This window comes from Pseudomonas gingeri (genome assembly GCF_013385425.1).
Classification (GTDB): Bacteria; Pseudomonadota; Gammaproteobacteria; order Pseudomonadales; family Pseudomonadaceae; genus Aquipseudomonas; species Aquipseudomonas gingeri_D.
Genome location: NZ_JACAQA010000015.1, coordinates 148,751 through 172,978, shown reverse-complemented (window position 1 = coordinate 172,978; position 24,228 = coordinate 148,751). Strand labels below are relative to the sequence as shown.

The window sequence follows — 24,228 nt, the reverse complement described above, 5'->3', positions numbered from 1 at the left end:
CAAATCCTTTTGGATGGCCTTGTGCCATCAACGGGCGCGATCATAGGGTGGCCATTTAATGGCGTCAATGAAATGTACCAATTTATTTCAATGTAGATACATAGCTTCTGAAGGGGGAATGTCCCCCTCCATCCGTTACGCCGGAATTTTTAGCGCCTTCTTGTACGATCGTACCTAAAGCTCGCTCAACCCAAGCCGATAACCGAACGAAGCCCTGACTCGATCAGGTGACCGAATAATAAAAGCCGCTTTGCAAGGACAGGTCCTATGCCTATGTTCCGCACGATCCAAGCCCGCTACACGCTGTTTCTGGTCCTGTTCGTCCTGCTGCTGTTCGTCCTGACCGTGGTCGGCATCAGCCAGTTGGTCGCGCCCACGTTGCGCAAGACCGAGGAACAGGTCGTACTCAACCGCGTGGCCGAAGTGGCCGAGCAGATCAAGAACGAGTTGAACAAGGTCCAGGCCCAACAGCGCAGCATCACCCAGACCATTCCCCTGCTCGACAGCGACACCATCGACAAGGTCCTGCCTGGCCTGGTGGATCAGTACGGTGAACTGAAGGTCTTCGGCGGCGGCATCTGGCCCCTGCCCGGCCAGCGCACGCCGGGGCGGAACAAGCACAGCACCTTCTGGCACCGCGATGCCAACGGCCAGTTGAAGGTCAATACCTTCTGGAACAGCGCCGAAGCGCCCAACTATTACGAGCAGCCCTGGTACAAGGGCGGCATGGCCACCCCGCGCGGCCAATGCGCCTGGGCAGCCGCCTACAAGGATGACGCCAGCCAGGAGCCACGCACCAACTGCGCCATGGCCATCCAGCGCGACGGCGTGCCCTACGGCGTCTCCACCATCGACGTGACCCTGGGCTTTTTCAACGACCTGGTGGCGCGCAAGGAAAAAGACATCGGCGGTGAAATGCTGATCGTCGAAGCCGACGGCAAGATCATCAGCAACAGCACCCATATCAACAGCCCGGTGGTGCTCAAGAACATCAGCGACCTGGCCGGCAGCTCGGCCTTCGCCGCGCAGGTCAAGAGCGCCCTGCAGAACCGTGACGCCGCGTCCCACCGCGTGGAATTCAACAACGACGGCGTGACCAGCACCTTCTTCATGCGCCCCATCGAAGGCACCCCCTGGTTCCTCGCCACCGCCCTGCCGACCCAGTTGATCACCGCCCAGCGCGATGACGTGCTCAATACCCTGGCCCTGCTGCAGATCCCGATGATCGTGCTGCTGGTACTGTTGCAGGTGTATGCCATCCGCCAGTTGATCAACCGGATGCGCGCGCTCAAGACCAATATCGACGCATTGTCCGCCGGCGATGCCGACCTGACCCGACGCATCACCATCCGCGCCGAGGATGAGCTGGGGGCCATCGGTCACTCGGTGAACCGCTTTATCGTCTACCTGCAGAACATGATCGGCGAAGTCACCCAGGCCACCGGCGACATGGCCTCCAGCCTGGACAAGCTGCAACAGACCTCGGCCCATACCAACCAGATCCTCACCCGTCACGCCTCGGAAACCGAGCAGACGGTCACCGCCATCACCGAGATGAGCGCCACCGCCGACACCGTGGCCGAGAATGCCGCCGAAACCGCGGCCTTCACCCAGCGCGCCAACGAACACGCCGACCGTTCGCGGGTGGTGGTAGGCGAGGCTTCCAGCAGCGTGGTCGCGCTGATCGACGAAGTGTCCAGCGCCACCCACAAGGTCGAGAGCATGCAGCAGGACGCCCAGCGCATCACCGAGATTCTCGGGGTGATCGGCGCCATTGCCGGGCAGACCAACCTGCTCGCCCTGAACGCCGCCATCGAAGCCGCCCGCGCCGGCGAGCAGGGTCGCGGCTTCGCGGTGGTGGCCGACGAGGTTCGCGCCCTTGCCGCCCGGACCCAGGCCAGCACCTCGGAAATCAACGAGATGCTGACCCGCCTGACCCAGGGCGTCAGTTCGTCGGTAGCGGCCATGGAAAATACCCAGGCCAGCTGTCAGTCCGCGGCCGACGCCACGGCGCGGGTCAACGCCGGGCTCGATGAAATGGCCGGCTCCGTCAGCCATATCAACAGCCTCAGCACCCAGATCGCCACGGCCGCCGAACAGCAGAGTTCGGTGACCGAAGAGATCAACCGCAGCATGGTGCAGATCCGTCATATGGTCGAAGAACTGGTCCAGAGCGGCCATGCCACCGATGACAACACCCGCAGCCTGCTGGACGCCAACAACCGTGTCAGCGCGTTGATGGGCCGCTTCAAGGTCAAGTAAACCCCTGCCGGTCGTGCCTGCCTCTGGGGGGGCACGACCGCCGGTCTTGTACCGACTTTGTACATCACGAAATATTTTGTATCACCTATGCTCATCATTGTTTCCGCCCTTTAACAAGGAACGCAGTCGGAGCAGAGCCATGGGACAACCTTCTTTCCAGCCTTATGCCAAGACGCTCAGCAACGAAATCCATATAGAAGCCGAGATCGAGACGGTCTACGCCTACGTGACCCAGCCCGATCACTGGCATGAATGGCACCCCACCTCCGTCAGCGCCGATAACAGCATCCATGGCCCCTTGCCCAAGGATCATCGCTTCACCGAAATCATCGACCTGCTGGGTTTACGGATCGAGATGAACTATCGGGTGGTCATCGCCGATGCTCCGGTTGAGTTCAAGATGGCTTTCACCTCCCCGGTGGTCGATGGCTGCATTTATTACAGCCTGCACCGTGACGGTTATGGCACGCAGTTCACCCGTACCCTGCAATACATCACCGAACTGAACCTGAGCGGTTTACATGCGCGCATGGTCGAGCTCTCGACCCGGGCGATGGGCAACCTCAAACACTTGCTGGAAACCCCGCGACGCTCCACCGCCTGACACCTCACAACCCTGTGCACAGCGATTTTGTGGGAGCTGGCTTGCCAGCGATGAGGCCCTCAAGTCTTGCGTTGCATCCACCGACGCCATCGCCGGCAAGCCGGGCTCCTACAGGTTCTGCGGTGGTTTTCGGTAAATACGTTAATCCAGGGTTAATCGCCGATCACCAGCATCGGTCCGATTCTTATGGAGATCCGATATGTCGAATGCCCGCGCGCTCATGCTTGGCGGCCTGTTCCTGGCCGCGTCCCTGCCTGTCCTGTCCCATGCCGCCGAAGGCCCGGCCTATGGCCCGGAACTACAAGGTTTCGAATACCCTTACCCGGTTGAGCATTTCGCCTTCCAATCCCAGGGCAAGTCCCTGCAGATGGGCTACATGGATGTCCCGCCCAGCGGCAAAGCCAATGGCCAGAACATTGTGCTGATGCACGGCAAGAACTTCTGCGGGGCCACCTGGGACTCGTCGATCAAGGCCCTGAGCGCCGCCGGCTACCGGGTGATCGCCCCGGACCAGATCGGTTTCTGCACCTCCAGCAAACCTGACAACTACCAGTACAGCTTCCAGCAGCTGGCCAATAACACCCATGCCCTGCTGGAAAAACTCGGTATCGAGAAAACCCTGATCCTGGGTCACTCCACCGGCGGCATGCTCGCTACTCGCTATGCCCTGCTCTACCCGCAGCAGGTCGAACGCCTGGCGCTGGTCAACCCCATCGGCCTGGAAGACTGGAAAGCCCTGGGCGTACCCTATCGCAGCGTCGACCAATGGAACGAGCGCGAACTGAAGCTCAACGCCGAGGGCATCCGCAATTACGAACGCAACACCTACTACGCCGGGCACTGGAAACCCGAGTTCGACCGCTGGGTCGATATGCTCGCCGGCCTGAACAAAGGCCCCGGTCACGTCGCGGTCGCCTGGAACTCGGCGCTGATCTACGACATGATCTTCACCCAGCCGGTCTACTACGAGTTCAAGGACCTGAAGATGCCCACCCTGTTGCTGATCGGCACCGCCGACACCACGGCCATCGGCAGCGATATCGCGCCGCCCGAGGTCAAGGCCAAAATCGGTCACTACGACGTACTCGGCAAACAGGTGGCGAAACTGATCCCGCGCTCGACCCTGGTGGAATTCCCGGGCCTGGGTCACGCCCCGCAGATGGAAGAACCGGCGCGTTTCCACAAGGCCCTGCTCGAGTGGCTGGCCAGCCAACAATAATGAGGAAAGAGTGAATGACCCTACAGATCGCGGTAATCGATGACTGGCAAGGCGTGGCCGCCGAGGCGGTGGACTGGAGTGCCTTGAATGCCGTGGGCCAGGTCAGCTTTCTCCACGACTACCCGGCCGATACCGCGACCATGGCCGAGCGCCTGGGCGGTTTCGAGGTGATCTGCGTGATGCGCGAACGCAGCCCGTTCAACGAGGCCCTGCTGCGCCAACTGCCGCGCCTGAAGCTGCTGGTGACCGGCGGCATGCGCAACGCCGCCCTCGATATCAAGGCCGCCAACACCCTGGGCATCCAGGTCTGTGGCACCGACAGCTACAAGCAGGCCGCGCCGGAGCTGACCTGGGCGCTGATCATGGCCGCCAACCGCAACCTGCTCAAGGAGGCCAACTCCTTGCGCGCCGGGCACTGGCAGCAAGGCCTGGGCGGCGACCTGTATGGCAAGACCCTGGGCATTCTCGGCCTGGGCAGCATCGGCCAGCGCATTGCCGGCTACGGCAAGGCCTTCGGCATGCGGGTCATCGCCTGGAGCGAGAATCTCACCGCCGAACGCGCCGCCGAATCCGGCGTGGAGTACGTCAGCAAAGCTGAACTGTTCAAGCAGGCCGACCTGCTCTCCGTGCACCTGGTGCTGAGCGAGCGTTCCCGTGGCCTGGTGGACGCCGAGGCCCTGGGCTGGATGAAACCGTCGGCCTACCTGATCAACACCGCGCGCGGGCCGATCGTCGACGAACAGGCGCTGATCGCCGCCCTTGAACAAGGCCGGCTGGCCGGGGCCGCCCTGGACGTCTTCGAACAGGAACCTTTGCCCGCCAACCATCCGTTCCGCACCCTGGACAATGTCCTGGCTACGCCCCATGTCGGCTATGTCAGCCAGAACAACTACCGGCTGTTCTACAGCCAGATGATCGAGGACATCCAGGACTGGGCCGCCGGACAGCCAATCCGCCTGCTGAGTTAAACGCGCGACGGCCTGGGTGGCGCAGTTGCTGCCCAGTCACCAGCGCACCATTCTAGAGCACCCGAACTTCGACCCCGCGCCAGTAGCGTGCAGCCGTTCCGGGGCAGCCCTCGCGGATCGCCTGTGACATAGATCAAATGCACCGCACTTTCCCAACATTCGTCTAAACAACGCCCTCCACGGCGGCAACATCTCTCCTACACTGACTTTCGGGCTTGCTGACCGCTCAGTCATTTTGATGAAAAAAAGTCGAAACTTCTGAAACCGCGGTCGGTCAGGTTAAAGGTAGGGCGTCTGTTCCGGGTGTTTGGCGGGCAGGCGCTTCCCCACTCTTTCTTGCCTCCGTGCGACGTGCCTGCTTCGCCCAGTCGCCCGGAACCGGTGTGTCCGACCAAAGGAAGCGGTTTGGGCACGCTGTATGAAAGAAAGGAAGAACCAGATCAAATAAGACGGGAGAGACACATGATCAGCGCTGCGTTGGAAACTCAGGGAGAGCATTTGAATCAGGCCAGCGAAGCGGTCCCCGTGTCAGCCCCCTTGGCGGGAGGAAAGCCTGTGTTGACGGCCCCCGCTGTCAATCCCAACAAGAAAAAGGTGCTGTTCGTCACCTCCGAGTTCGCCGACCTGGTCAAGACCGGCGGCCTGGGCGACGTGTCCGCCGCCCTGCCGCGGGCCATGCATCACCTGCACGATGTGCGGGTACTGATCCCCGGTTATCCGCAGGTGATGAACAGCGATAACCCGATTCATATCATCGGCGAACTGGGGGGCCATGCCGCACTGCCGCCGTGCAAGATCGGCCGCATGGACCTGCCCGACGGCCTGGTGATCTACGTGCTGATCTGCCCCGAGCTGTTTGAGCGGGAAGGCACGCCCTATGGCGCCAATAACGGGCGCGACTGGCCGGACAACCATATCCGCTTCGCCCGCCTGGGCCTGGCCGCCGCCGATATCGCCGCCAACCTGGCACAGATCCACTGGACCCCGGACCTGGTCCATGCCCACGACTGGCCCGCCGGCCTGGCCCCGGCCTATATGCACTGGCGCGGCCAGCGTACCCCGACCCTGTTCACCATTCACAACCTTGCTTATCAGGGCGTGGTCAGCCTTGCCTGCTGCCCGGAACTGGGGATCCCACCCCATGCCCTGCAACAGGAAGGCATGGAGTTCTACGGCAAGCTGTCGTTCCTCAAGGCCGGCATGGCCTACTCCAGCCATATCACCACGGTGAGCGCCACCTACGCCCAGGAAATCACCACGCCGCAATTCGGCTGTGGCCTGGACGGTTTCCTGGCCAGCAAGACCCACCAGGGCCTGCTCAGCGGCATTCCCAACGGCATCGACGAAAGCTGGGATGCCGCCACCGACAGCCATCTGGTCCACCCCTTCAGTCCGGGCGACTGGGAAGGCAAGGCGGTCAACGCCGCCCATGTGCGCAATCTGTTCGGCCTCGATCCCTCGACCGGGCCACTGTTTGCCGTGGTCTCGCGGCTGGTCTACCAGAAGGGCCTGGACCTGACCGAAGCGGTCAGCGAAATGATCGTCGCCGAAGGCGGCCAGATCGCAATCATCGGCCGTGGCGAACCGGAAGAGGAACAGGCCATGCGCCAACTGGCCCTGCGTTTTCCAGGCCGGATCGGGGTGCGCATCGGCTTCAACGAAACCGATGCCCGACGCATGTTCGCCGGCAGCGATTTCCTGCTGATGCCCTCGCGTTATGAACCCTGTGGCCTGAGCCAGATGTACGCCCAGCGCTTCGGCTCGCTGCCGGTGGCGCGTAACACCGGCGGGCTGGCCGACACCATCGAGAACGGTGTCACCGGCTTCCTGTTCGACGAGTCCACCGTGGAAAGCTATGCCCAGGCGCTGCGCCGGGCGTTCAAGGTGTTCGCCTATCGGCCATTGCTCAACGCCATGCGCTGCCGGGCCATGGCCGCGCCGTTCAACTGGTGCAAGGCGGTGGAACCCTACGCCGAGCTGTACCAGAACCTGGTGACCAAGTCCCGGAGCAGGTCGGGCCAGCACTGAGGAGGTCTTCATAGATGCCGTTACGGACTCTGGAAACCTGGCCTCATGGCGCGACCCTGCTGGACGCCGAGCACACCCGCTTCGCGCTGTGGGCACCGGACGCTTACTACGTCAGCGTCGAACTGGACGATGGCCGCTCACTGGCCATGCTACCGCAGCACGACGGCTGGTTTGTCCTCGAGGCCCGCTGCCCGGCCGGCAGCCAATACCACTTCCATATCGACGGCGAGCGGCGGGTGCCCGACCCGGCCTCGCGGTGCCAGGTCGGCGATGTGCACGGGCCGAGCCAGGTGGTCGATTCCCTGGCCTACCACTGGCAGCACAAGGACTGGCAGGGGCGGCCCTGGCACGAGGCGGTGATCTACGAGCTGCACGTCGGCGTCCTCGGCGGCTATCGCCAGGTCGAAAACCAACTGGCACGCCTGGCCGAACTGGGGGTGACCGCCATTGAACTGATGCCCCTGGGTCAGTTCCCCGGCGAGCGCAACTGGGGCTACGACGGCGTGCTGCCCTATGCGCCGCATGCCGCCTATGGTTCGCCCGAAGACCTCAAGCACCTGATCGACACGGCCCATGGGCACGGCCTGATGGTGCTGCTGGACGTGGTCTACAACCACTTCGGACCGGACGGCAATTACCTCGGCCAATACGCCAAGGACTTCTTTCGCGACGACCAGCAGACCCCCTGGGGCGCGGCGATCGATTTTCGCCGCCGCGAAGTCCGCGATTTTTTTATCGACAACGCCTTGATGTGGCTGCTGGAGTATCGTTTCGACGGCTTGCGCCTGGATGCCGTACACGCCATCAACGACAGCACCCTGCTCCACGAACTGGCACAGGCGGTTCGCCGCCAGGTGGACCCGACACGACACGTGTGGCTGACCCTGGAAAACGAACGCAACCAGGCCAGCCTGCTGGAAGAGTCCTTTGACGCCCAGTGGAACGACGACGGCCATAACGCCCTGCACGTCCTGCTGACCGGCGAGACCGACGCCTATTACGCCGACTATGCCCGGGAAACCACCACCAAGCTGGCCCGCTGCCTGAGCCAGGGCTTCGTCTTCCAGGGCCATCCCGACCGCCACGGCCATAGTCGTGGCGAACCCAGCGCACACCTGCCACCCAGTGCCTTCGTGCTGTTCCTGCAGAACCACGACCAGATCGGCAACCGGGCCCTGGGCGAACGGCTCAACCAGCTCTGCCCGGCCCCGGCCCTGCGGGCGGCCACGGTGCTGCTGCTGTTGTCGCCGATGATCCCGTTGCTGTTCATGGGCGAGGAAACCGCTGCCCGTGAACCCTTCCTGTTTTTCACCGATCACCACGGTGAACTGGCCGACGCGGTGCGCGAAGGCCGGCGCGCGGAGTTCGCCGATTTCCCGGCCTTTGCCGACCCCGCGCGCCGGGCGCATATTCCCGACCCGAACGCCGCCGTCAGCTTCAACGACTCGCGCCCCGACCTGAACGACGCCAGCGACGACTTCAACCGCCAGGCCACCGTGCGCCTCTACCGCCAGCTACTGGAACTGCGCCACCGTGAAATCATCCCCCGGCTCCCCGGTGCCCAGGCCCTGGGCAGCGATGTCCTGGCCGACGGCGCCCTCAGCGCGCGCTGGCGGATGGGTGACGGCAGCCTGCTGCGCATCGACCTCAACCTCAGTGCCGAGTCCGTCGGCCATCACCCACCCAGCCAAGCCCGTTTAGTGTTCGAAAGCACCGCCGGCGCCAGTCGCCAATTGGATGAAGGTCATCTGGCCCCCTACTGCGCGCTGGTTACCCTGACCCCCGGGGACGTCCTGCAGTCACCCACCGGAGAGCACCCATGAACGACGCGCAACTGGAAATACTCGCCAGCCGGGCCGGCCTGGCCGTCGATTGGATCGACGCCAATGGCCGACCACAGAAAGTCCGGCCCGAGGTCTTGCGCAAGGTCCTGGCTGGGCTTGGCCATCCCGCCGACACGGAACAGGCCATCGAGAACAGCCTGCTGGAACTGCAACTCGTCCAGCAACACAAATACCTGCCGCCGCTGCTGACCGTGGACGTCGGCAAGAGCCTGGACCTGGCCCACTATTTCGCCGCCGACACCGCTTGCGAAGTACATCTGGAAAACGGCACGGTCCTGCACTTGCACCTGGACCAGGACGCGGTGCTGCCGGGCAAGATCCCGGTGGGCTACCAGACGGTGCATATCGCCGGCCAGCACTTCACCCTCGCCGTGGCCCCGGCCCAATGCCACAGCGTGGCGGCGGCCACCGATAGCGCGACACCTCGCGCCTGGGGCCTGACGGTCCAGCTGTATGCCCTGCAACGCGTCGGCGACGGCGGTTTCGGCGACACCCTGGCCCTGGAGAGCCTGGTCCGCGCCGCCGGCGAACGCGGCGCCGACGCCCTGGCAATCAGCCCGATGCACGCCATGTTCAGCTGCGACCCGCAACGCTACAGCCCCTATTCGCCGTCCAGCCGGCTGTTTCTCAACAGCCTTTATGCGGCGCCGGAAGCGATTCTTGGCGAACAGGCCCTGCGCCAGGCCATCGACACCACGGGACTGGCCGATGAACTGCGGCAACTGGAAGCGCTGCCGCTGATCGACTGGCCCCGTGCTGCCCGCGCCAAGCAACGCCTGTTACGCGCGCTATACGACGACTTTCGCCTCGGCCCCCACCCGCTCGCCACGGACTTCGCGCACTTTCGCCAGGTCGGCGGCGAGGCCCTGGAAAATCACTGTCGCTTCGAAGCCCTGCAAGCGGCCTGCACCGCCCGCGGCGAAAGCACCGACTGGCGACACTGGCCCACGGCCTGGCACCATCCCGACAACCCGGCCCTCGCCACCTTCGCCGAGGAGCAGGCCGAGGAGATCGGCTTCTACGCCTTCAGCCAATGGCTGATCGCTCGCAACCTTGAGCGCGCGCAAAACGCCGCCCGGGACAGCGGCATGGGCATCGGCCTGATCGCCGACCTTGCCGTCGGTGCCGACGGCGGTGGCAGCCAGGCCTGGAGCCGGCAGGACGAACTACTCGCCGAACTCACCGTCGGCGCACCGCCGGATATCCTCAACCGCGCCGGGCAAAGCTGGGGCATCTCGGCTTTCGCCCCGGAGGGCTTGAAGCGCCATGGTTTCCGTGCCTTTATCGAAATGCTGCGGGCCAACTTCGCCCATGCCGGCGGCCTGCGCATCGACCATGTGATGGGCCTGCAACGGCTCTGGGTGATCCCCCTCGGTTCACCACCGAGCGACGGTGCCTACCTGTATTACCCGGTGGACGACCTGCTGCGCCTGCTGACCCTGGAGTCCGCGCGCCACCAGGCGGTGGTGCTTGGCGAAGACCTCGGCACGGTGCCCGAGGGCCTGCGGGAAAAACTCGGTGCCCGGGCAATCCTCGGCATGCGCGTGCTGCTGTTCGAGCAGGACTACGACCATCGTTTCCGCCCCATACTCGACTGGCCGGACGACGCCCTGGCCATCACCAGCACCCACGACCTGCCGACCCTCAACGGCTGGTGGCATGCCCGGGATATCGACTGGAATATCCAGCTCGGGCTGATCGATGATGCCACCGCCGATCACTGGCGCGAAACCCGCGCACGCGAACGCGAGGGGTTGCGTCGCGCCTTGAGCAACGACCCACAGAATTTCCGCGACGAATCCCACGAGACCGACCAGGTCCTCGACGCCAGCGTGCGTTTCCTCGGTCATACCCGCGCGCCCCTGGTGCTGCTGCCGCTGGAGGACGCCCTGGGTGTCGAGGAACAGGCCAACCTGCCCGGCACCCTCGACAGCCACCCCAACTGGCGTCGGCGCCTGCCGGGCGACAGCGGCCAGTTGCTCGATGATGTGGATGCTGCCCGACGTCTCGAACTGCTGGCCTGCGCCCGTCTCCAGGCCGCCGAGCGTGATCGATGAAGCCAGCCTTGCGTGCAACGGTACGTCTGCAGTTTCACAAAGGCTTCAGCCTGGATGCCGCCGTAGCGCTGGTGCCCTACTTCGCCCGACTGGGCATCAGCCATGTCTATGCCTCGCCGCTGCTCACCGCGCGCGACGGCTCCCTGCACGGCTACGACGTGGTCGACCCGACCCGGGTCAACCTACAGTTGGGTGGCGAAGCAGCGTTGCGGCGCCTGGTACACGCCCTGCGCCAGCACGATATGGGCCTGATCCTCGATATCGTCTCCAACCATATGGCCGTCGGTGGCGCGGACAATCCCTGGTGGCTGGACCTGCTGGAATGGGGCCGGCTGAGCCCCTACAGCGAGTTCTTCGATATCCAGTGGCACTCGCCCGATCCGTTGCTCGAAGGGCAATTGCTCATGCCGTTCCTCGGCAGCGACTACGGCGTGGCCTTGCAGGAAGGCAGCATCCCCCTGTGCTTCGATGCCGAGCATGGCGGTTTTCATATCGAGCATTACCAGCATCGCTTTCCCATCTGTCCCCGGGACTACGCGCAGATACTGGCCAACCTGCCCGAACTGGAAACCCTGGCCGGGCACTTCAAGGCCCTGAACAACCTGCCCGACGCCTATGCCCAGGCGCAGCTCCTGCGCGCCGAACTGGCGCAACGCCGCGACCTGCATGACGCCATCGAGCAGAACCTCGCCCGCTATGATTCACGCCAACCCGAAGGTTTCCAGCGCCTGCACCGGCTGCTGGAGCGCCAGCACTATCGCCTCGCCAGTTGGCGCACCGCCGCCGACGATATCAATTGGCGGCGCTTCTTCGATGTCAACGAACTGGGCGGCCTGCGGGTCGAGCGCCCGGCGGTGTTCGAGGCCACCCACCAGAAAATCTTCCAGCTGATCGAGGACGGCCTGGTGGACGGCCTGCGCATCGACCATATCGACGGGCTCGCCGATCCGCGCGGTTATTGCCGCAAGCTGCGCCGACGGGTCGACCGTCTGGTCCCCGGGGAACACCTGCCGATCTATGTGGAGAAAATCCTCGGCCAGGGCGAAAGCCTGCACCGCGACTGGCAGGTGGACGGCACCACCGGTTACGAATTCATGGACCAGTTGTCGCTGCTGCAACACGATAGCCGTGGCGAACAACGCTTGCCCGAACTCTGGAGTCGCCTCAGCGAACGCCCCGGCGAGTTTGCCGAGGAGGCCAAGCTGGCCCGTCAGCAGATCCTCGCAGGCTCTCTGGCCGGGGATTTCGAAAGCGTGGCCCAGGCCCTGCTGCAAGTGGCCCGGGACGACCTGATGAGCCGCGACCTGACCCTCGGCGCGATTCGCCGGGCCTTGCAGGCACTGATCGTGCACTACCCGGTGTACCGCACCTATATCAATGCCCAGGGTCGCCCGGCCGAGGACGAGGTGTTTTTCCAGCAAGCCCTGGCCGGGGCCCGCACCACCCTCGGCGAGGCCGACTGGCCGGTGCTCGACTACCTGCAACAGTGGCTCGGCGGACAACCCTGGCGCCAGCGCCCACCGGGCCGTCAGCGCAAATTGCTCAAGCATGCCTGCGTACGCTTCCAGCAACTGACCTCGCCGACGGCGGCCAAGGCCGTGGAAGACACTGCGTTCTATCGCTCGGCGGTGCTGCTCTCGCGCAACGACGTGGGTTTCTCCACCGAACGCTTCAGCGCGCCCGTGGAAGACTTTCACACGGCCAACCGAACGCGCCTGAAACACTTCCCGGACAACCTGTTGACCAGCGCCACCCATGACCACAAGCGCGGTGAAGACAGCCGCGCGCGCCTGGCGGTGCTCAGTGAAGTCGGCCCGTGGTACGTTGAACAGGTGCAAGGCTATCGCAAGTTGGCCCAAGTGCTGCGTAGCGATCCCCAGGCCCCGTCGGCGGCGGACGAGCTGATCCTCTATCAGGCATTGCTGGGCAGTTGGCCGCTGACGCTGTCGAGCGACAATTCGGCCGGACTGCGGGATTACGCCGAACGTCTCTGGCAATGGCAGAACAAGGCGCTGCGCGAAGCCAAGCTGCACAGCAGCTGGAGCGCACCGAACGAAGCCTACGAGCAGGCCTGCCGCGACTTTCTCGAAGCGCTGCTGACCCGCCCCGTCGGCCTGCCACTGCGCCGGGCCCTGGTCGCCACGCTGGAAAAAATCGCACCAGCCGGCGCGCTCAACAGTCTGGCCCAGTGTTTGCTGCGCATGACCGTACCGGGTGTGCCGGACCTGTACCAGGGCAACGAGTTCTGGGACTTCAGCCTGGTGGACCCGGACAATCGCCGGCCGGTGGATTTCACCGCCCGGCAACAGGCGCTGCAACACTCGACATCGCCCAAGGCGCTGTTGACGGACTGGCGCAGCGGGCGGCTCAAACAGGCCTTGATCGCCCGTACGCTGGCGGTTCGGGCCGAACACGGGAGGGTCTTCAGTCGCGGCGATTACCAGCCGTTGGACGTGCTCGGCGAGCAGGCCGAATACGTAGTGGCCTTTATGCGCAGTACACCGACGCAGCGGGCCATTGTGATCGTACCCAGGCTGGCGGCCGGACTGCTGGCCAGCGATCAACTGCCGTGGGTACCGGCACCGGTTTGGGGCGATACGCGGGTCAAACTGCCGTTCGCCGCACCGGGCGGCAAATTAAAGGGACTTTTCTCGATGTGCGCAGTCACACCCCATAACGAGCTGATGGTTGGTGCGGCACTCGGAGATTTCCCGGTCAATCTCTTTACCCAAAATTGAGTTCAGGAGCATGGCGATGAGTACCGACGAAAAACGTATCCGTGAGTTTGCTTATCAGATCTGGGAATCGGAGGGCCGCCCCGAGGGTGAGGAGGCCCGGCATTGGGAGATGGCGCGCAAGCTGGCGGAAGCCGAGGCACTGGCGCCGAAAAAGCCGACAGCGGCCAAACCCGCCGCCAAGCCCAAGGTCGCCAGCAAGCCGGCGGCGGCCCCGAAAGCAGCGCCCAAGCCCGCGACCGCCACCAGCAAACCGACCGCCGAAAAGAAACCACGAGCACCACGCAAGCCGTCAGCCAGTTGAGCCATGCACGGTATTGAAGACAGCACACCCCTGTAGGAGCAGGGCTTGCCCGCGAAGGCGTCCGGATGCTCGACGCAAGACTCAAGGGCCTCTTCGCGGGCAAGCCCTGCTCCTACAGGTACGTGGTGTTTGCTGGATCGTATTGCCAGCATGACCCTTCGGTTCGTACACCGCCCCACCGAACACACCCGCAGGAGCGCCCATGACCAAGCCGAAAAAGCCCGACCCCACGCCCGAAGCCCAACCCTCGCGAATTCGCGAGGGCCTGCCCTTCCCGCTGGGCGCCACCTGGGATGGCCTGGGGGTCAACTTCGCACTGTTTTCCGCCAACGCCACCAAGGTCGAACTGTGTCTGTTCGACGACAGTGGTGAAGTCGAACTGGAACGCATCGAACTGCCCGAGTACACCGACGAAATCTTCCACGGCTACCTGCCCGACGCCCATCCCGGACTGATCTACGGCTACCGGGTGTACGGTCCCTACGACCCGCAGAACGGCCATCGCTTCAACCCCAACAAACTGCTGATCGACCCTTATGCCAAGCAGTTGGTCGGCCAGTTGAAATGGTCCGAGGCACTGTTCGGCTATACCATCGGCCACCCCGACGCCGACCTCAGCTTCGACGAACGCGACAGCGCGCCCTTCGTGCCCAAGAGCAAGGTCATCGATCCGGCACACACCTGGGGCCACGACCAGCGGGTCAATGTGCCCTGGGAACGCACCCTGCTCTATGAAACCCATGTGCGCGGCATCAGCATGCGCCACCCGGCGGTGCCAGAGGCGGTGCGCGGCACCTTCGCCGGGCTGATGGTCGACGAAGTGCTGGAGCATATCCGCAAGCTCGGGGTGTCCTCGGTGGAACTGCTGCCGATCCACGCCTTCGTCAACGACCAGCACCTGCTGCAAAAAGGCATGACCAACTACTGGGGCTACAACAGCATCGCCTTCTTCGCCCCCGACCCGCGCTACCTGGCCAGCGGCAAGATCGCCGAATTCAAGGAAATGGTCGCGCATCTGCACGAAGCCGGCCTGGAAGTGATCCTCGACGTGGTCTACAACCACACCGCCGAAGGCAACGAGCAAGGCCCGACCCTGTCCATGCGCGGCATCGACAATGCCTCCTACTACCGCCTGATGCCCGACGACAAGCGCTTCTACATCAACGACTCGGGCACCGGCAACACCCTGGACCTGAGCCATCCCTGCGTGTTGCAGATGGTCACCGACTCGCTGCGCTACTGGGCCACGGAAATGCACGTGGACGGTTTCCGCTTCGACCTGGCAACCATCCTCGGGCGTTATCACGATGGTTTCAACGAACGCCACAGTTTCCTCGTCGCCTGTCGCCAGGACCCGGTGCTGAGCCAGCTCAAGCTTATTGCCGAACCCTGGGACTGCGGCCCCGGCGGCTATCAGGTCGGCGGCTTCCCGCCGGGCTGGGCCGAGTGGAACGACCGTTTCCGCGACACCGTGCGCGCATTCTGGAAAGGCGACGACGGCCAGCTCGCCGACTTCGCCAAACGCATGACTGCCTCCGGCGACCTGTTCGACCAGCGCGGTCGACGCCCCTACACCTCGATCAACTTCGTCACCGCCCATGACGGCTTCACCTTGCACGACCTGGTGTCGTACAACGACAAGCACAACGAAGCCAACGACGAAAACAACCAGGACGGCACCAGCAACAACCTGTCCTGGAACCACGGCGTCGAAGGGCCCACCGATGATCCGGCGATCAATGCCTTGCGCCTGCGGCAGATGCGCAACTTCTTCGCCACCCTGCTGCTGGCCCAGGGCACGCCGATGATCGTCGCCGGCGACGAGTTCGCCCGCACCCAGCACGGCAACAACAACGCCTATTGCCAGGACAGCGAAATCGGCTGGGTCAACTGGACCCTGGACGACGACGGCAAGTCGCTGCTCAAGTTCGTCAAGCGCCTGGTCAAGCTGCGCCTGGCCTATCCCATCCTGCGCCGCGGACGCTTCCTGGTCGGCGACTACAACGAACAATTGGGGATCAAGGACGTCACCTGGCTGACACCGGACGGCCAGGAAATGACCACCGACCACTGGCACGACGGCAACAGCCGCAGCCTGGGCATGTTGCTCGACGGCCGCGCCCAGGTGTCCGGGATTTCCCGTACCGGTGCCGATGCAACCTTGCTGATTGCCGTCAATGCCCACCACGACGGCGTCAATTTCCGCCTGCCGGAAGTGCCGCAAGGTCTGGACTGGACGTGCGTAATCGACACCAACGACCCGCAGGTCAAGGGTCAGGAGCGTTTCGCCTTCAACAGCGAATACACCCTCACCGGACGCTCGCTGGTGATGTTTGAATTACAACGTGACGAAGAAAACTGACGTTTTTTCAGCAATAAAAGTCGCATTCCGGTCTGTATGGGCGATACTCACCCACGCATTACCGGGTCGCCAGGCGACACCGAACGCATCAGGGCTGATGGAGGATGCGTGCAAGTCCACACAAGGAAGTGACAAATATCATGAGAATCCAAGCTGCACGCAACGAAGTTGCACCGCTGATCTGGAACTCGCGGCAGTTGGCCCGTGTCCCGACCATTGGCCTGCACCGCCTGATCCGGCCCGGCGCCCGGGTGGTCGTGATCGCCCCTCATCCCGGTGACGAAGTGCATTGTTGCGGCGGCCTGCTGCAACTGCTCGCCACCCTCGAACATCCGCTGCTGTTGATCTCGATTACCGACGGCAGCGCCCTCTACCCTGGCTCCACCCTGTGGCCTTCGAGCCGCCTGAGCGTGGTCTGTCCCCAGGAAAGTGCCGAAGCCCTGCGCCGCCTGGGCCTGGAACTGCACCGGCTGAAATGGATTCGCGGCGGCTTTCGCCATGGCGCACTGGAGCAACAGGAACAGCCGCTGAGTCAATTCCTGCGGCGCTACCTGCGCTCGGGCGATGTGGTGCTGACCACCTGGCGTGAAGACGGTATTGCCGATCATGACAGCGTTGGCCGGGCCGCCGCCCAGGCCTGCGCCGCCAGCGGTGCCACACTGTTGGAGATACCCGTGCATGCCTGGTTCCGGCCCTTGCGCGACGAAGGCCTGCTCCCCTGGCATCGGGCGCGCAAGATTCGCCTCGACACCTGGGGCATCGCCCGCAAGCTGCATGCCGCGCACGCCTACCACAGCCACCTGCAAGGCGATCCGGAACTGGGGCTGCCACCGGTCCTGGTACCGGCCCTGCTCGAACGGGCACGGCAACCGTTCGAGATAGTGTTTATCTGAGAAACACGGGAAAAGCGCCTCTTCCGGGGCTTGCTCAGATCCAGCCTGAATAGACTAAATAGCCGATTGATCAATGACTTGAAAAACCTGATCAAACCAATCTATTTATTCGCTATTTTCTTGACGTCGACCTGCACCTCTCCTTAGCTACAAGTGACTACCCCCGGTTTTAAAACCCAAGGGGCAAGCCTTCGGCCCCCCGCCAAAGCGGGTCGCCGAGGGTTTGCCTCGATGATTTCGGCCGTCCCTCGTTCGGGGGCAGGAGAGACGCTAATGCAGGTATTTATGCGACAGCAAGGAACACCCGATGAAAACGTTCATGGCCCACCCCAACCTGAGGATGACGGTTTATACGGTTTCGACCGCCCTTTTGCTGTGCTCCGCCCTGGAGCTGCAAGCGGCGCCTTTCGAAGAGGACTTCCAACCTTCATACCAGGGCGACACACCCTTGCCCTTGCCACTGGGCCAATTACCCATACTGAGCAACAGCGGCCCATTACCGGGTTGGCGGTTCGCCGGCATCGTCCCGAACATCGGTAATCCCGATCCGACGGTTCACTTCCTCGACCGTACCCTGGGCCAGGGTGAGATCGGTAACCTCGATCCACTGTTTTCCGGCGCTTTTGGCGACCTGCTGATTGTTCCCGGCCTCTACAGCAATCACAGCGGTGGCCAGACACTGACGGCCGGGGTCTTTACCGGGAGCAGCGGCCCACTGGATCGGGTTGACGCTTTTGTCACGGCACCTCGTGATCCGCGCATGGATGGCCTGAGCCCCCAAGGGAACAATCTCGGGGCCTTCTGGAGCCTGACCGGACAACAGGGCTGGCACGTCAACCTGACGGCCATGAACAATCAGACCACGGTTTATACCCGCTCCGACCAGGGCACCTTGCAAGGCCAGGCATCGCGGCAAATGACGTTTTCGCTGGAGGGAGGGTTCCCGATCGGACTGGGCCAGCACTGGATCATCGAACCCCAGGCCCAGGTGGTCAACCAGCAAGGTAGCGTGGACATGCTCGGACAGGCGACTACCTCCGACCCTTCGCTCTGGAGCGGTCGGATCGGCGCCCGTCTCAATGGCAGCTATGAAGTGAACGGCCTGCCGCTGGAACCCTACCTGCGCACCAACTTCTGGCATACGTTCGGCAGCGGCAGCCCGGTGAGCCTGGAGCCGGTCGACAAGATCGCCATGAGTCGCAACAGCTCCACCGTGGAACTGGGACTGGGCCTGGTGGCCAAGGTGTCGCCGACGGTCAGCCTGTATGTCAGCGCGGACTACAGCGGCACCTCCGATGACACCGGTTTGAACGGCATCATCGGCAACGTCGGGGTGCGAATGCGCTGGTAGGCGCTAGCCCTCCGGCCGCAACATCAGCACCGCCAGTGGCGGCAGGTTCAGCACCAGCGACACGGCCTGGCCATGGCTGGCGTGGTCTTCGGTGAAGGCCCCGCCGCCATTGCCATAGTTGGAGCCGGCATACATCGCCGCATCGCTGTTGATCACTTCCTTCCACTGCCCGGCAAAGGGCACGCCGACCCGATAGGCCTCACGCGGCACCGGGGTGAAGTTGGCGACCACCAGCAACGGCCGCCCTTCCCGACTCCAGCGCAGCCAGGCATAGACGCTGTTGGTCGCATCGTCGCCGATCAACCACTGGAAGCCCTGGGGCACATCGTCCTGGTCATACAGCGCCGGTTCCTCGCGGTACAAGCGGTTCAGGTCGCTCACCAGCTTCTGCACCCCGAGGTGCTCGGAATACTGCAGCAGATACCAGTCCAGCTGCTGATCGTGATTCCACTCGCGCCACTGACCGAACTCGCACCCCATGAACAGCAGCTTCTTGCCCGGATGCCCCCACATGAAACTCAGGTAGGCCCGCAGGTTGGCGAACTTCTGCCAGCGATCGCCGGGCATCTTGTCGATCAGCGAATGCTTGCCGTGCACCACCTCGTCATGGGAAATCGGCAGGATAAAACGCTCGGACCAGGCATACACCAGGCCGAAGCTCAGTTCGTTGTGATGGTGGGCGCGGTACACCGGGTCCTGCTGGATGTAGTGCAGCGAATCGTGCATCCAGCCCATGTTCCATTTGTAAGCGAACCCGAGCCCGCCCTGCTGGGTGCCCTGGCTCACCCCCGGCCAGGCCGTGGACTCCTCGGCGATCACCAGGGCACCGGGGGCTTCCAGGGCCACCACATCGTTGAGATGACGCACGAAATCGATGGCCTCGAGGTTTTCCCGGCCACCGTAACGGTTCGGCACCCACTCGCCGGCCTTGCGCGAATAGTCGCGATAGAGCATTGACGCCACCGCATCCACCCGCAGGCCGTCGACATGGAAATGCTTGAGCCAGTGCAACGCCGAAGCCAGCATAAAGCCGTGGACCTCGGTGCGCCCGAGGTTGTAGATCAGGGTGTCCCAGTCCTGGTGAAAACCTTCCAACGGGTTGCCGTACTCATACAAGGCGGTGCCGTCGAACTGCGCCAGGCCATGGGTATCGGTAGGAAAATGCGCCGGTACCCAGTCGAGGATCACGCCGATTTCAGCCCGATGGCAGGCGTCGACAAAGGCGGCGAAGTCATCCGGGCTGCCATACCGCGCACTCGGCGCGAACTGCGACAGCGGCTGATAACCCCAGGAGCCGCCGAACGGATGCTCCATGATCGGCATCAGTTCGATATGGGTGAAACCCAACTGCCGGACATAGGGAATCAGCCGCTCGGCCAGCTCGCCCCAGCTGTACTGGCGGGACACTTCGCCGACTTCGTCGATCTCGCACTGCCAGGAACCGGCATGCAGCTCATAGATCGACAGCGGCGCGTCATGCCGATGCCGGGCGCCGCGCGATTCCATCCAGGCCTGGTCCTGCCAGTCGATGCGCAGGGGCGAAGCGACGCGCGAAGCCGTGTCCGGTGGCAACTGGGTGGCCAGGGCCATGGGATCGGCCTTGAGCGGCAGGATCGCGTCCTTGCCGAGAATCTCGTACTTGTAGGCCTCGCCCGGATGCAGACGCGGCACAAAGATTTCCCAGACGCCGCTGGGGTGGCGCAGGCGCATCGGATGCCGACGCCCATCCCAGATATTGAAGTCGCCGACCACCGAAACCCGCCGGGCATTCGGCGCCCAGACCGCGAAACGCACGCCGTCGACGCCGTCGACCTGGGTCACCTGGGCGCCGAGACAGCTGCTCAGGTCACGGTGGTTGCCTTCGGCGAACAGGTAGAGGTCCATCTCCCCGAGCAACGGTCCGAAGCTGTAGGGGTCCTCGCAGATCTGCTCCCCCGCTGCCCACTGGATGCGCAACAGATAGGGCTGGCGCTGGGCGAAGTGACCGACAAACAAGCCCGGCACCTCGGTGCTGTCGAGACTGCCCAGGACCTCCTCGCTGTCGCGGGCCAAGGCCTGGACGCCCAGGGCACCGGGCAGGAAGGCGCGGATATACTGCCCTCCGACATCGTCGTCATGGGGGCCGAGGATGGCAAACGGGTCCTGGTGTTCGGCCCGTACCAGGGCCTCGATATCCTTCTTCGCGGGCAATGCACGGTTCACCGGTTTACCTTGTTCCTTGCTCAAACTCATCACTGCTCTCCACCGGACAAGGTTTTCACTTCACTCAACAACCCGCTCAAACCATGCAACGGCACGCTGAGCCAGGCAGGGCGGTTTTCCGCCTCATAGACAATTTCATACGCGGCCTTCTCCAGGCTGAACAGGGTCAGGGCCGCTTCTTCGCCGGCCGGATCCTGCCATGCCTGAACAAGATTAGCCGTCGCCCGCCGATATGCCTGGATAAAGGCCTTGCGGGCGTCTATCAGATAACGCTGGGTGACGCGTCGACTGGCCGGCCCGACAGCCCCCGACGATTCAAGGACCGTGGCGCTGTTGTAGGCCATGGCCGCAGCGTAGTCGAACGAACGCAACACACCACTGACATCTTTGTAAGGGCTGTGTTTGCCGCGACGCTCCTGCAACGAACGGGCCGGCTCCCCTTCGAAGTCGATCAGGTAGGCATCGCCCTGTACCACCAGCACCTGGCCCAGATGCAGGTCGCCATGGACCCGCAGGCGCAGACCGCCCACCACCTGGCCGGCCAATTTCTGAATATAGTCAAGAACGGCTTTTTTCTGCTCCAGCAGACGGCCCACCAGCGCCCGCTCATTCTCCGGCAACGCGTGCTGGTGCTGCTTGAGCAAACGCAAGGCATGCTCCATCTGACTGCAGATCGTCTTGCTCCAATGCTGCGCATCCTTGGCCGTACTCGCCTGGGCACTGAAGGCCGGGTCGACGGTGGGCGCCGCGAGCACCAGGTGCATCTCGCCCAGGCGCTGGCCGAGCAAGCCGGCGAAATCCGCCAGTTCACCGAGGGCGTTGAAATGTTGCTCATGGTCCGAAACGGCGTCGGCCAATTCATCGCGGATCGCCCGCTCCAGATTATTCTGGGTCCAGCTCCAGGCATCGCCCTGGTTGTTGAGCATCCCTTGGGCAATCATCAGCAGGCTGTCTTCGCCCTTGGCATCACGACGCACCACCGACCCCAGCAACGGCGAAATATGCTGGAAACCGGCAGCGGTAAGGTAGGCGCTCATTTCCAGTTCCGGGTGCACACCGGCACTGACCTTGCGGATCAGCTTGAGCATGATCCGCTCGGCCACCACCACCGAACTGTTGGACTGCTCGGACGACAGGTAACGCACCGCCATGTCGGCGGACAGCTCCAGGGCCTTGAGTTCGGGTTCGGCCTGGAAGTGCAGCTCGCCATCGCTGCCGACCAATACCGTGTCGCCGCGCATGCCTTCGATGACCGCGCGGATAAAAGGCTCAAGATTGAATGCATCAGTGATCAGGCCCACTTGCCGCCCCCGGCGGACCCGGGCCATGGCCAACTGTTGCGGTAATGCGGCACTGGTCTGGTCCTCGGCCAGAAACCCGAACGGCAACTGGTAACGACTGCTCTGGCCATCCGCCGTGACTTCGACTTCAGCGAGCAGCACGGGGTGCTGCGGGTCACCGAAACGCACGCCATAGACCAGGCGCACCTGTTCGAGCGCCGTATCCTTGCCGGCGAACCAGCGCCGCTTGGGCAGCCATTCCGGCAGGATCGTCTGCTCCAGGGCCTTGCGCGAAGGGCTTTCCAGCAGTTCTTCCATGCGGTGTTTCAGCACCAGGGTGGTGAAGTCCGGCAGGCTCTGCACCGGCTCCACGTGCCAGCTGGGCATTTGCGTTTCCGTGGCGAGCAGGAACCAGTAGAAACCATAGGGTGGCAGGGTCAGCAGGAAATTGAGCTGGCCGATGGGCGGGAACGCATTGCCGCCGAGCATCTCCACCGGCACCCGGCCGGCGAACGCGGACAGCTCCAGCTCTGCCGCCTGGGCGGTGCGGGACACGTTGGCGACACAGAGAATGATCTCGTTCTTGCCGTCGGGCCCGGTGTATTCGCGGGTATAGGCGAGGATGCGGCGGTTGTTCGGCGAGAGCATTTTCAGGCTGCCGCGGCCAAAGGCTTTCTGCTGCTTGCGCACCGCCAGCAGGCGGCGGGTCCAGTTCAGCAGCGAATGGGGGTCGCCGGCCTGGGTCTCGACGTTCACCGACTGATAACCGTAGAGCGGGTCCATGATCGGCGGCAGCACCAGGCTGGCCGGGTCGGCGCGGGAGAAGCCGCCGTTGCGGTCGATGGACCATTGCATCGGCGTGCGCACGCCATCGCGGTCGCCCAGGTAGATATTGTCGCCCATGCCGATTTCATCGCCGTAGTACAGGGTCGGCGTGCCCGGCATCGACAGCAGCAGGCTGTTGAGCAGTTCGATGCGGCGGCGGTCGCGCTCCATCAGCGGTGCCAGGCGTCGACGGATACCGAGGTTGATCCGCGCCCGGCGGTCGGCGGCGTAGTAGTTCCAGAGGTAGTCGCGCTCACGGTCGGTGACCATTTCCAGGGTCAGCTCATCGTGGTTGCGCAAGAAGATCGCCCACTGGCAATTGGCGGGGATTTCCGGGGTCTGGCGCAGGATATCGGTGATCGGGAAGCGATCCTCCTGGGCCAATGCCATGTACATGCGCGGCATCAGCGGAAAGTGGAAGGCCATATGGCATTCGTCGCCGTCGTCGCCTCTTTTGTCACCGAAGTACAGCTGGGTGTCTTCCGGCCACTGGTTGGCTTCGGCCAGCAGCATGCGATCGGGATAATGCGCATCGATTTCGGCACGGATCTTCTTGAGCACCTGGTGGGTCTCGGGCAGGTTCTCGTTGTGGGTGCCGTCACGCTCGATCAGGTAGGGAATGGCGTCCAGGCGCAGGCCGTCGATGCCCAGGTCGAGCCAGTAGCGCATCACTGCCAGCACCGCTTGCAACACCGGCGGATGGTCGAAGTTCAGGTCCGGCTGGTGGGAATAGAAGCGGTGCCAGAAGTACTGGCCGGCCACCGGGTCCCAGGTCCAGTTGGACTTCTCGGTGTCGAGGAAGATGATCCGGGTGTCGGTGTATTTGTCGTCGGTGTCGGACCAGACGTAGAAGTTGCGGGCGCTGGAACCGGGCTTGGCCAGGCGCGCGCGCTGGAACCAGGGGTGCTGGTCGGAGGTGTGGTTGATCACCAGTTCGGCGATGACCCGCAGGCCGCGCTTGTGGGCTTCGGCGATAAAGCGCTTGGCATCGGCCATAGTCCCGTAGTCGCTGTGCACGCCACGGTATTCGGCGATGTCGTAGCCATCGTCGCGGCGTGGCGAGGGGTAGAACGGCAGCAGCCAGATGGTGTTCACGCCGAGGTCGGCGATGTAGTCGAGCTTGGCGATCAGGCCGGGAAAGTCGCCGATGCCATCGTTGTTCGAGTCGAAGAAGGATTTGACGTGTACCTGGTAGATCACCGCGTCCTTGTACCAGAGCGGGTCGTCGATAAAGCTGGCTGGGCGGCTTTTTTTCGCCATGGGTCACTCCTTGGAATTCATTGTGGCGAGGGGA

The 24,228-nt window shown here is 63.5% G+C and carries 14 protein-coding genes; 12 read left to right on the top strand and 2 right to left on the bottom strand.

From position 1 onward, the window contains the following. Positions 1 to 267: 267 nt before the first annotated feature. The 12 genes from HX830_RS19030 to HX830_RS18975 all read left to right on the top strand — a co-directional run bounded on the left by HX830_RS19030 (position 268) and on the right by HX830_RS18975 (position 18,627). Positions 268 to 2,262, top strand: a complete 1,995-nt coding sequence (locus tag HX830_RS19030) for a methyl-accepting chemotaxis protein (protein ID WP_177101886.1) — start codon at positions 268 to 270, stop codon at positions 2,260 to 2,262. A gap of 139 nt (positions 2,263 to 2,401) precedes the next feature. Beyond that, positions 2,402 to 2,866, top strand: a complete 465-nt coding sequence (locus tag HX830_RS19025; RefSeq protein WP_177101884.1) for an SRPBCC family protein — start codon at positions 2,402 to 2,404, stop codon at positions 2,864 to 2,866. Positions 2,867 to 3,065: 199 nt separating this feature from the next. Further along, positions 3,066 to 4,085 (top strand): alpha/beta fold hydrolase, encoded by a 1,020-nt coding sequence (locus HX830_RS19020; RefSeq protein ID WP_177101882.1) that lies wholly within the window; start codon positions 3,066 to 3,068, stop codon positions 4,083 to 4,085. Between the two features lie 14 nt (positions 4,086 to 4,099). Further along, entirely contained in the window at positions 4,100 to 5,053 is a 954-nt protein-coding gene (locus HX830_RS19015) for a D-2-hydroxyacid dehydrogenase family protein (RefSeq protein WP_177101880.1), read from the top strand. A gap of 462 nt (positions 5,054 to 5,515) precedes the next feature. Next, positions 5,516 to 7,081 (top strand): glycogen synthase GlgA, encoded by a 1,566-nt coding sequence (gene glgA, locus HX830_RS19010; protein ID WP_177101878.1) that lies wholly within the window; start codon positions 5,516 to 5,518, stop codon positions 7,079 to 7,081. 14 nt (positions 7,082 to 7,095) lie between these two features. Further along, complete coding sequence (treZ, locus tag HX830_RS19005) at positions 7,096 to 8,904, top strand: malto-oligosyltrehalose trehalohydrolase (protein WP_177101876.1); 1,809 nt, start codon at positions 7,096 to 7,098, stop codon at positions 8,902 to 8,904. Continuing rightward, positions 8,901 to 10,982, top strand: a complete 2,082-nt coding sequence (gene malQ, locus HX830_RS19000) for a 4-alpha-glucanotransferase (RefSeq protein ID WP_177101874.1) — start codon at positions 8,901 to 8,903, stop codon at positions 10,980 to 10,982. Before treZ ends, malQ begins: the two co-directional genes overlap by 4 nt. Further along, entirely contained in the window at positions 10,979 to 13,720 is a 2,742-nt protein-coding gene (locus HX830_RS18995; protein WP_177101872.1) for a malto-oligosyltrehalose synthase, read from the top strand. Before malQ ends, HX830_RS18995 begins: the two co-directional genes overlap by 4 nt. A gap of 16 nt (positions 13,721 to 13,736) precedes the next feature. Continuing rightward, positions 13,737 to 14,021, top strand: coding sequence for a DUF2934 domain-containing protein (locus HX830_RS18990; protein ID WP_177101870.1), 285 nt, complete (start codon positions 13,737 to 13,739; stop codon positions 14,019 to 14,021). A gap of 202 nt (positions 14,022 to 14,223) precedes the next feature. Next, the gene (gene glgX, locus HX830_RS18985) at positions 14,224 to 16,383 is read left to right on the top strand and encodes a glycogen debranching protein GlgX (protein WP_177101869.1); all 2,160 of its coding nucleotides are present in this window, start codon (positions 14,224 to 14,226) and stop codon (positions 16,381 to 16,383) included. A gap of 140 nt (positions 16,384 to 16,523) precedes the next feature. Continuing rightward, positions 16,524 to 17,276, top strand: a complete 753-nt coding sequence (locus HX830_RS18980) for a PIG-L deacetylase family protein (protein ID WP_103495078.1) — start codon at positions 16,524 to 16,526, stop codon at positions 17,274 to 17,276. A 307-nt stretch (positions 17,277 to 17,583) separates the two neighbouring features. After that, positions 17,584 to 18,627, top strand: coding sequence for an autotransporter domain-containing protein (locus HX830_RS18975; protein ID WP_177101867.1), 1,044 nt, complete (start codon positions 17,584 to 17,586; stop codon positions 18,625 to 18,627). A gap of 3 nt (positions 18,628 to 18,630) precedes the next feature. Here the strand turns inward: HX830_RS18975 and glgB are convergent, their stop codons facing one another. Both glgB and treS read right to left on the bottom strand, forming a co-directional pair. Further along, on the bottom strand, positions 18,631 to 20,859 hold the full coding sequence (gene glgB / locus HX830_RS18970; protein WP_177101865.1) for a 1,4-alpha-glucan branching protein GlgB: 2,229 nt from the start codon (positions 20,857 to 20,859) through the stop codon (positions 18,631 to 18,633). Then, the gene (gene treS, locus HX830_RS18965) at positions 20,859 to 24,194 is read right to left on the bottom strand and encodes a maltose alpha-D-glucosyltransferase (protein WP_177101863.1); all 3,336 of its coding nucleotides are present in this window, start codon (positions 24,192 to 24,194) and stop codon (positions 20,859 to 20,861) included. The genes glgB and treS overlap by 1 nt, the downstream gene beginning before the upstream one ends. Positions 24,195 to 24,228: the final 34 nt, after the last annotated feature.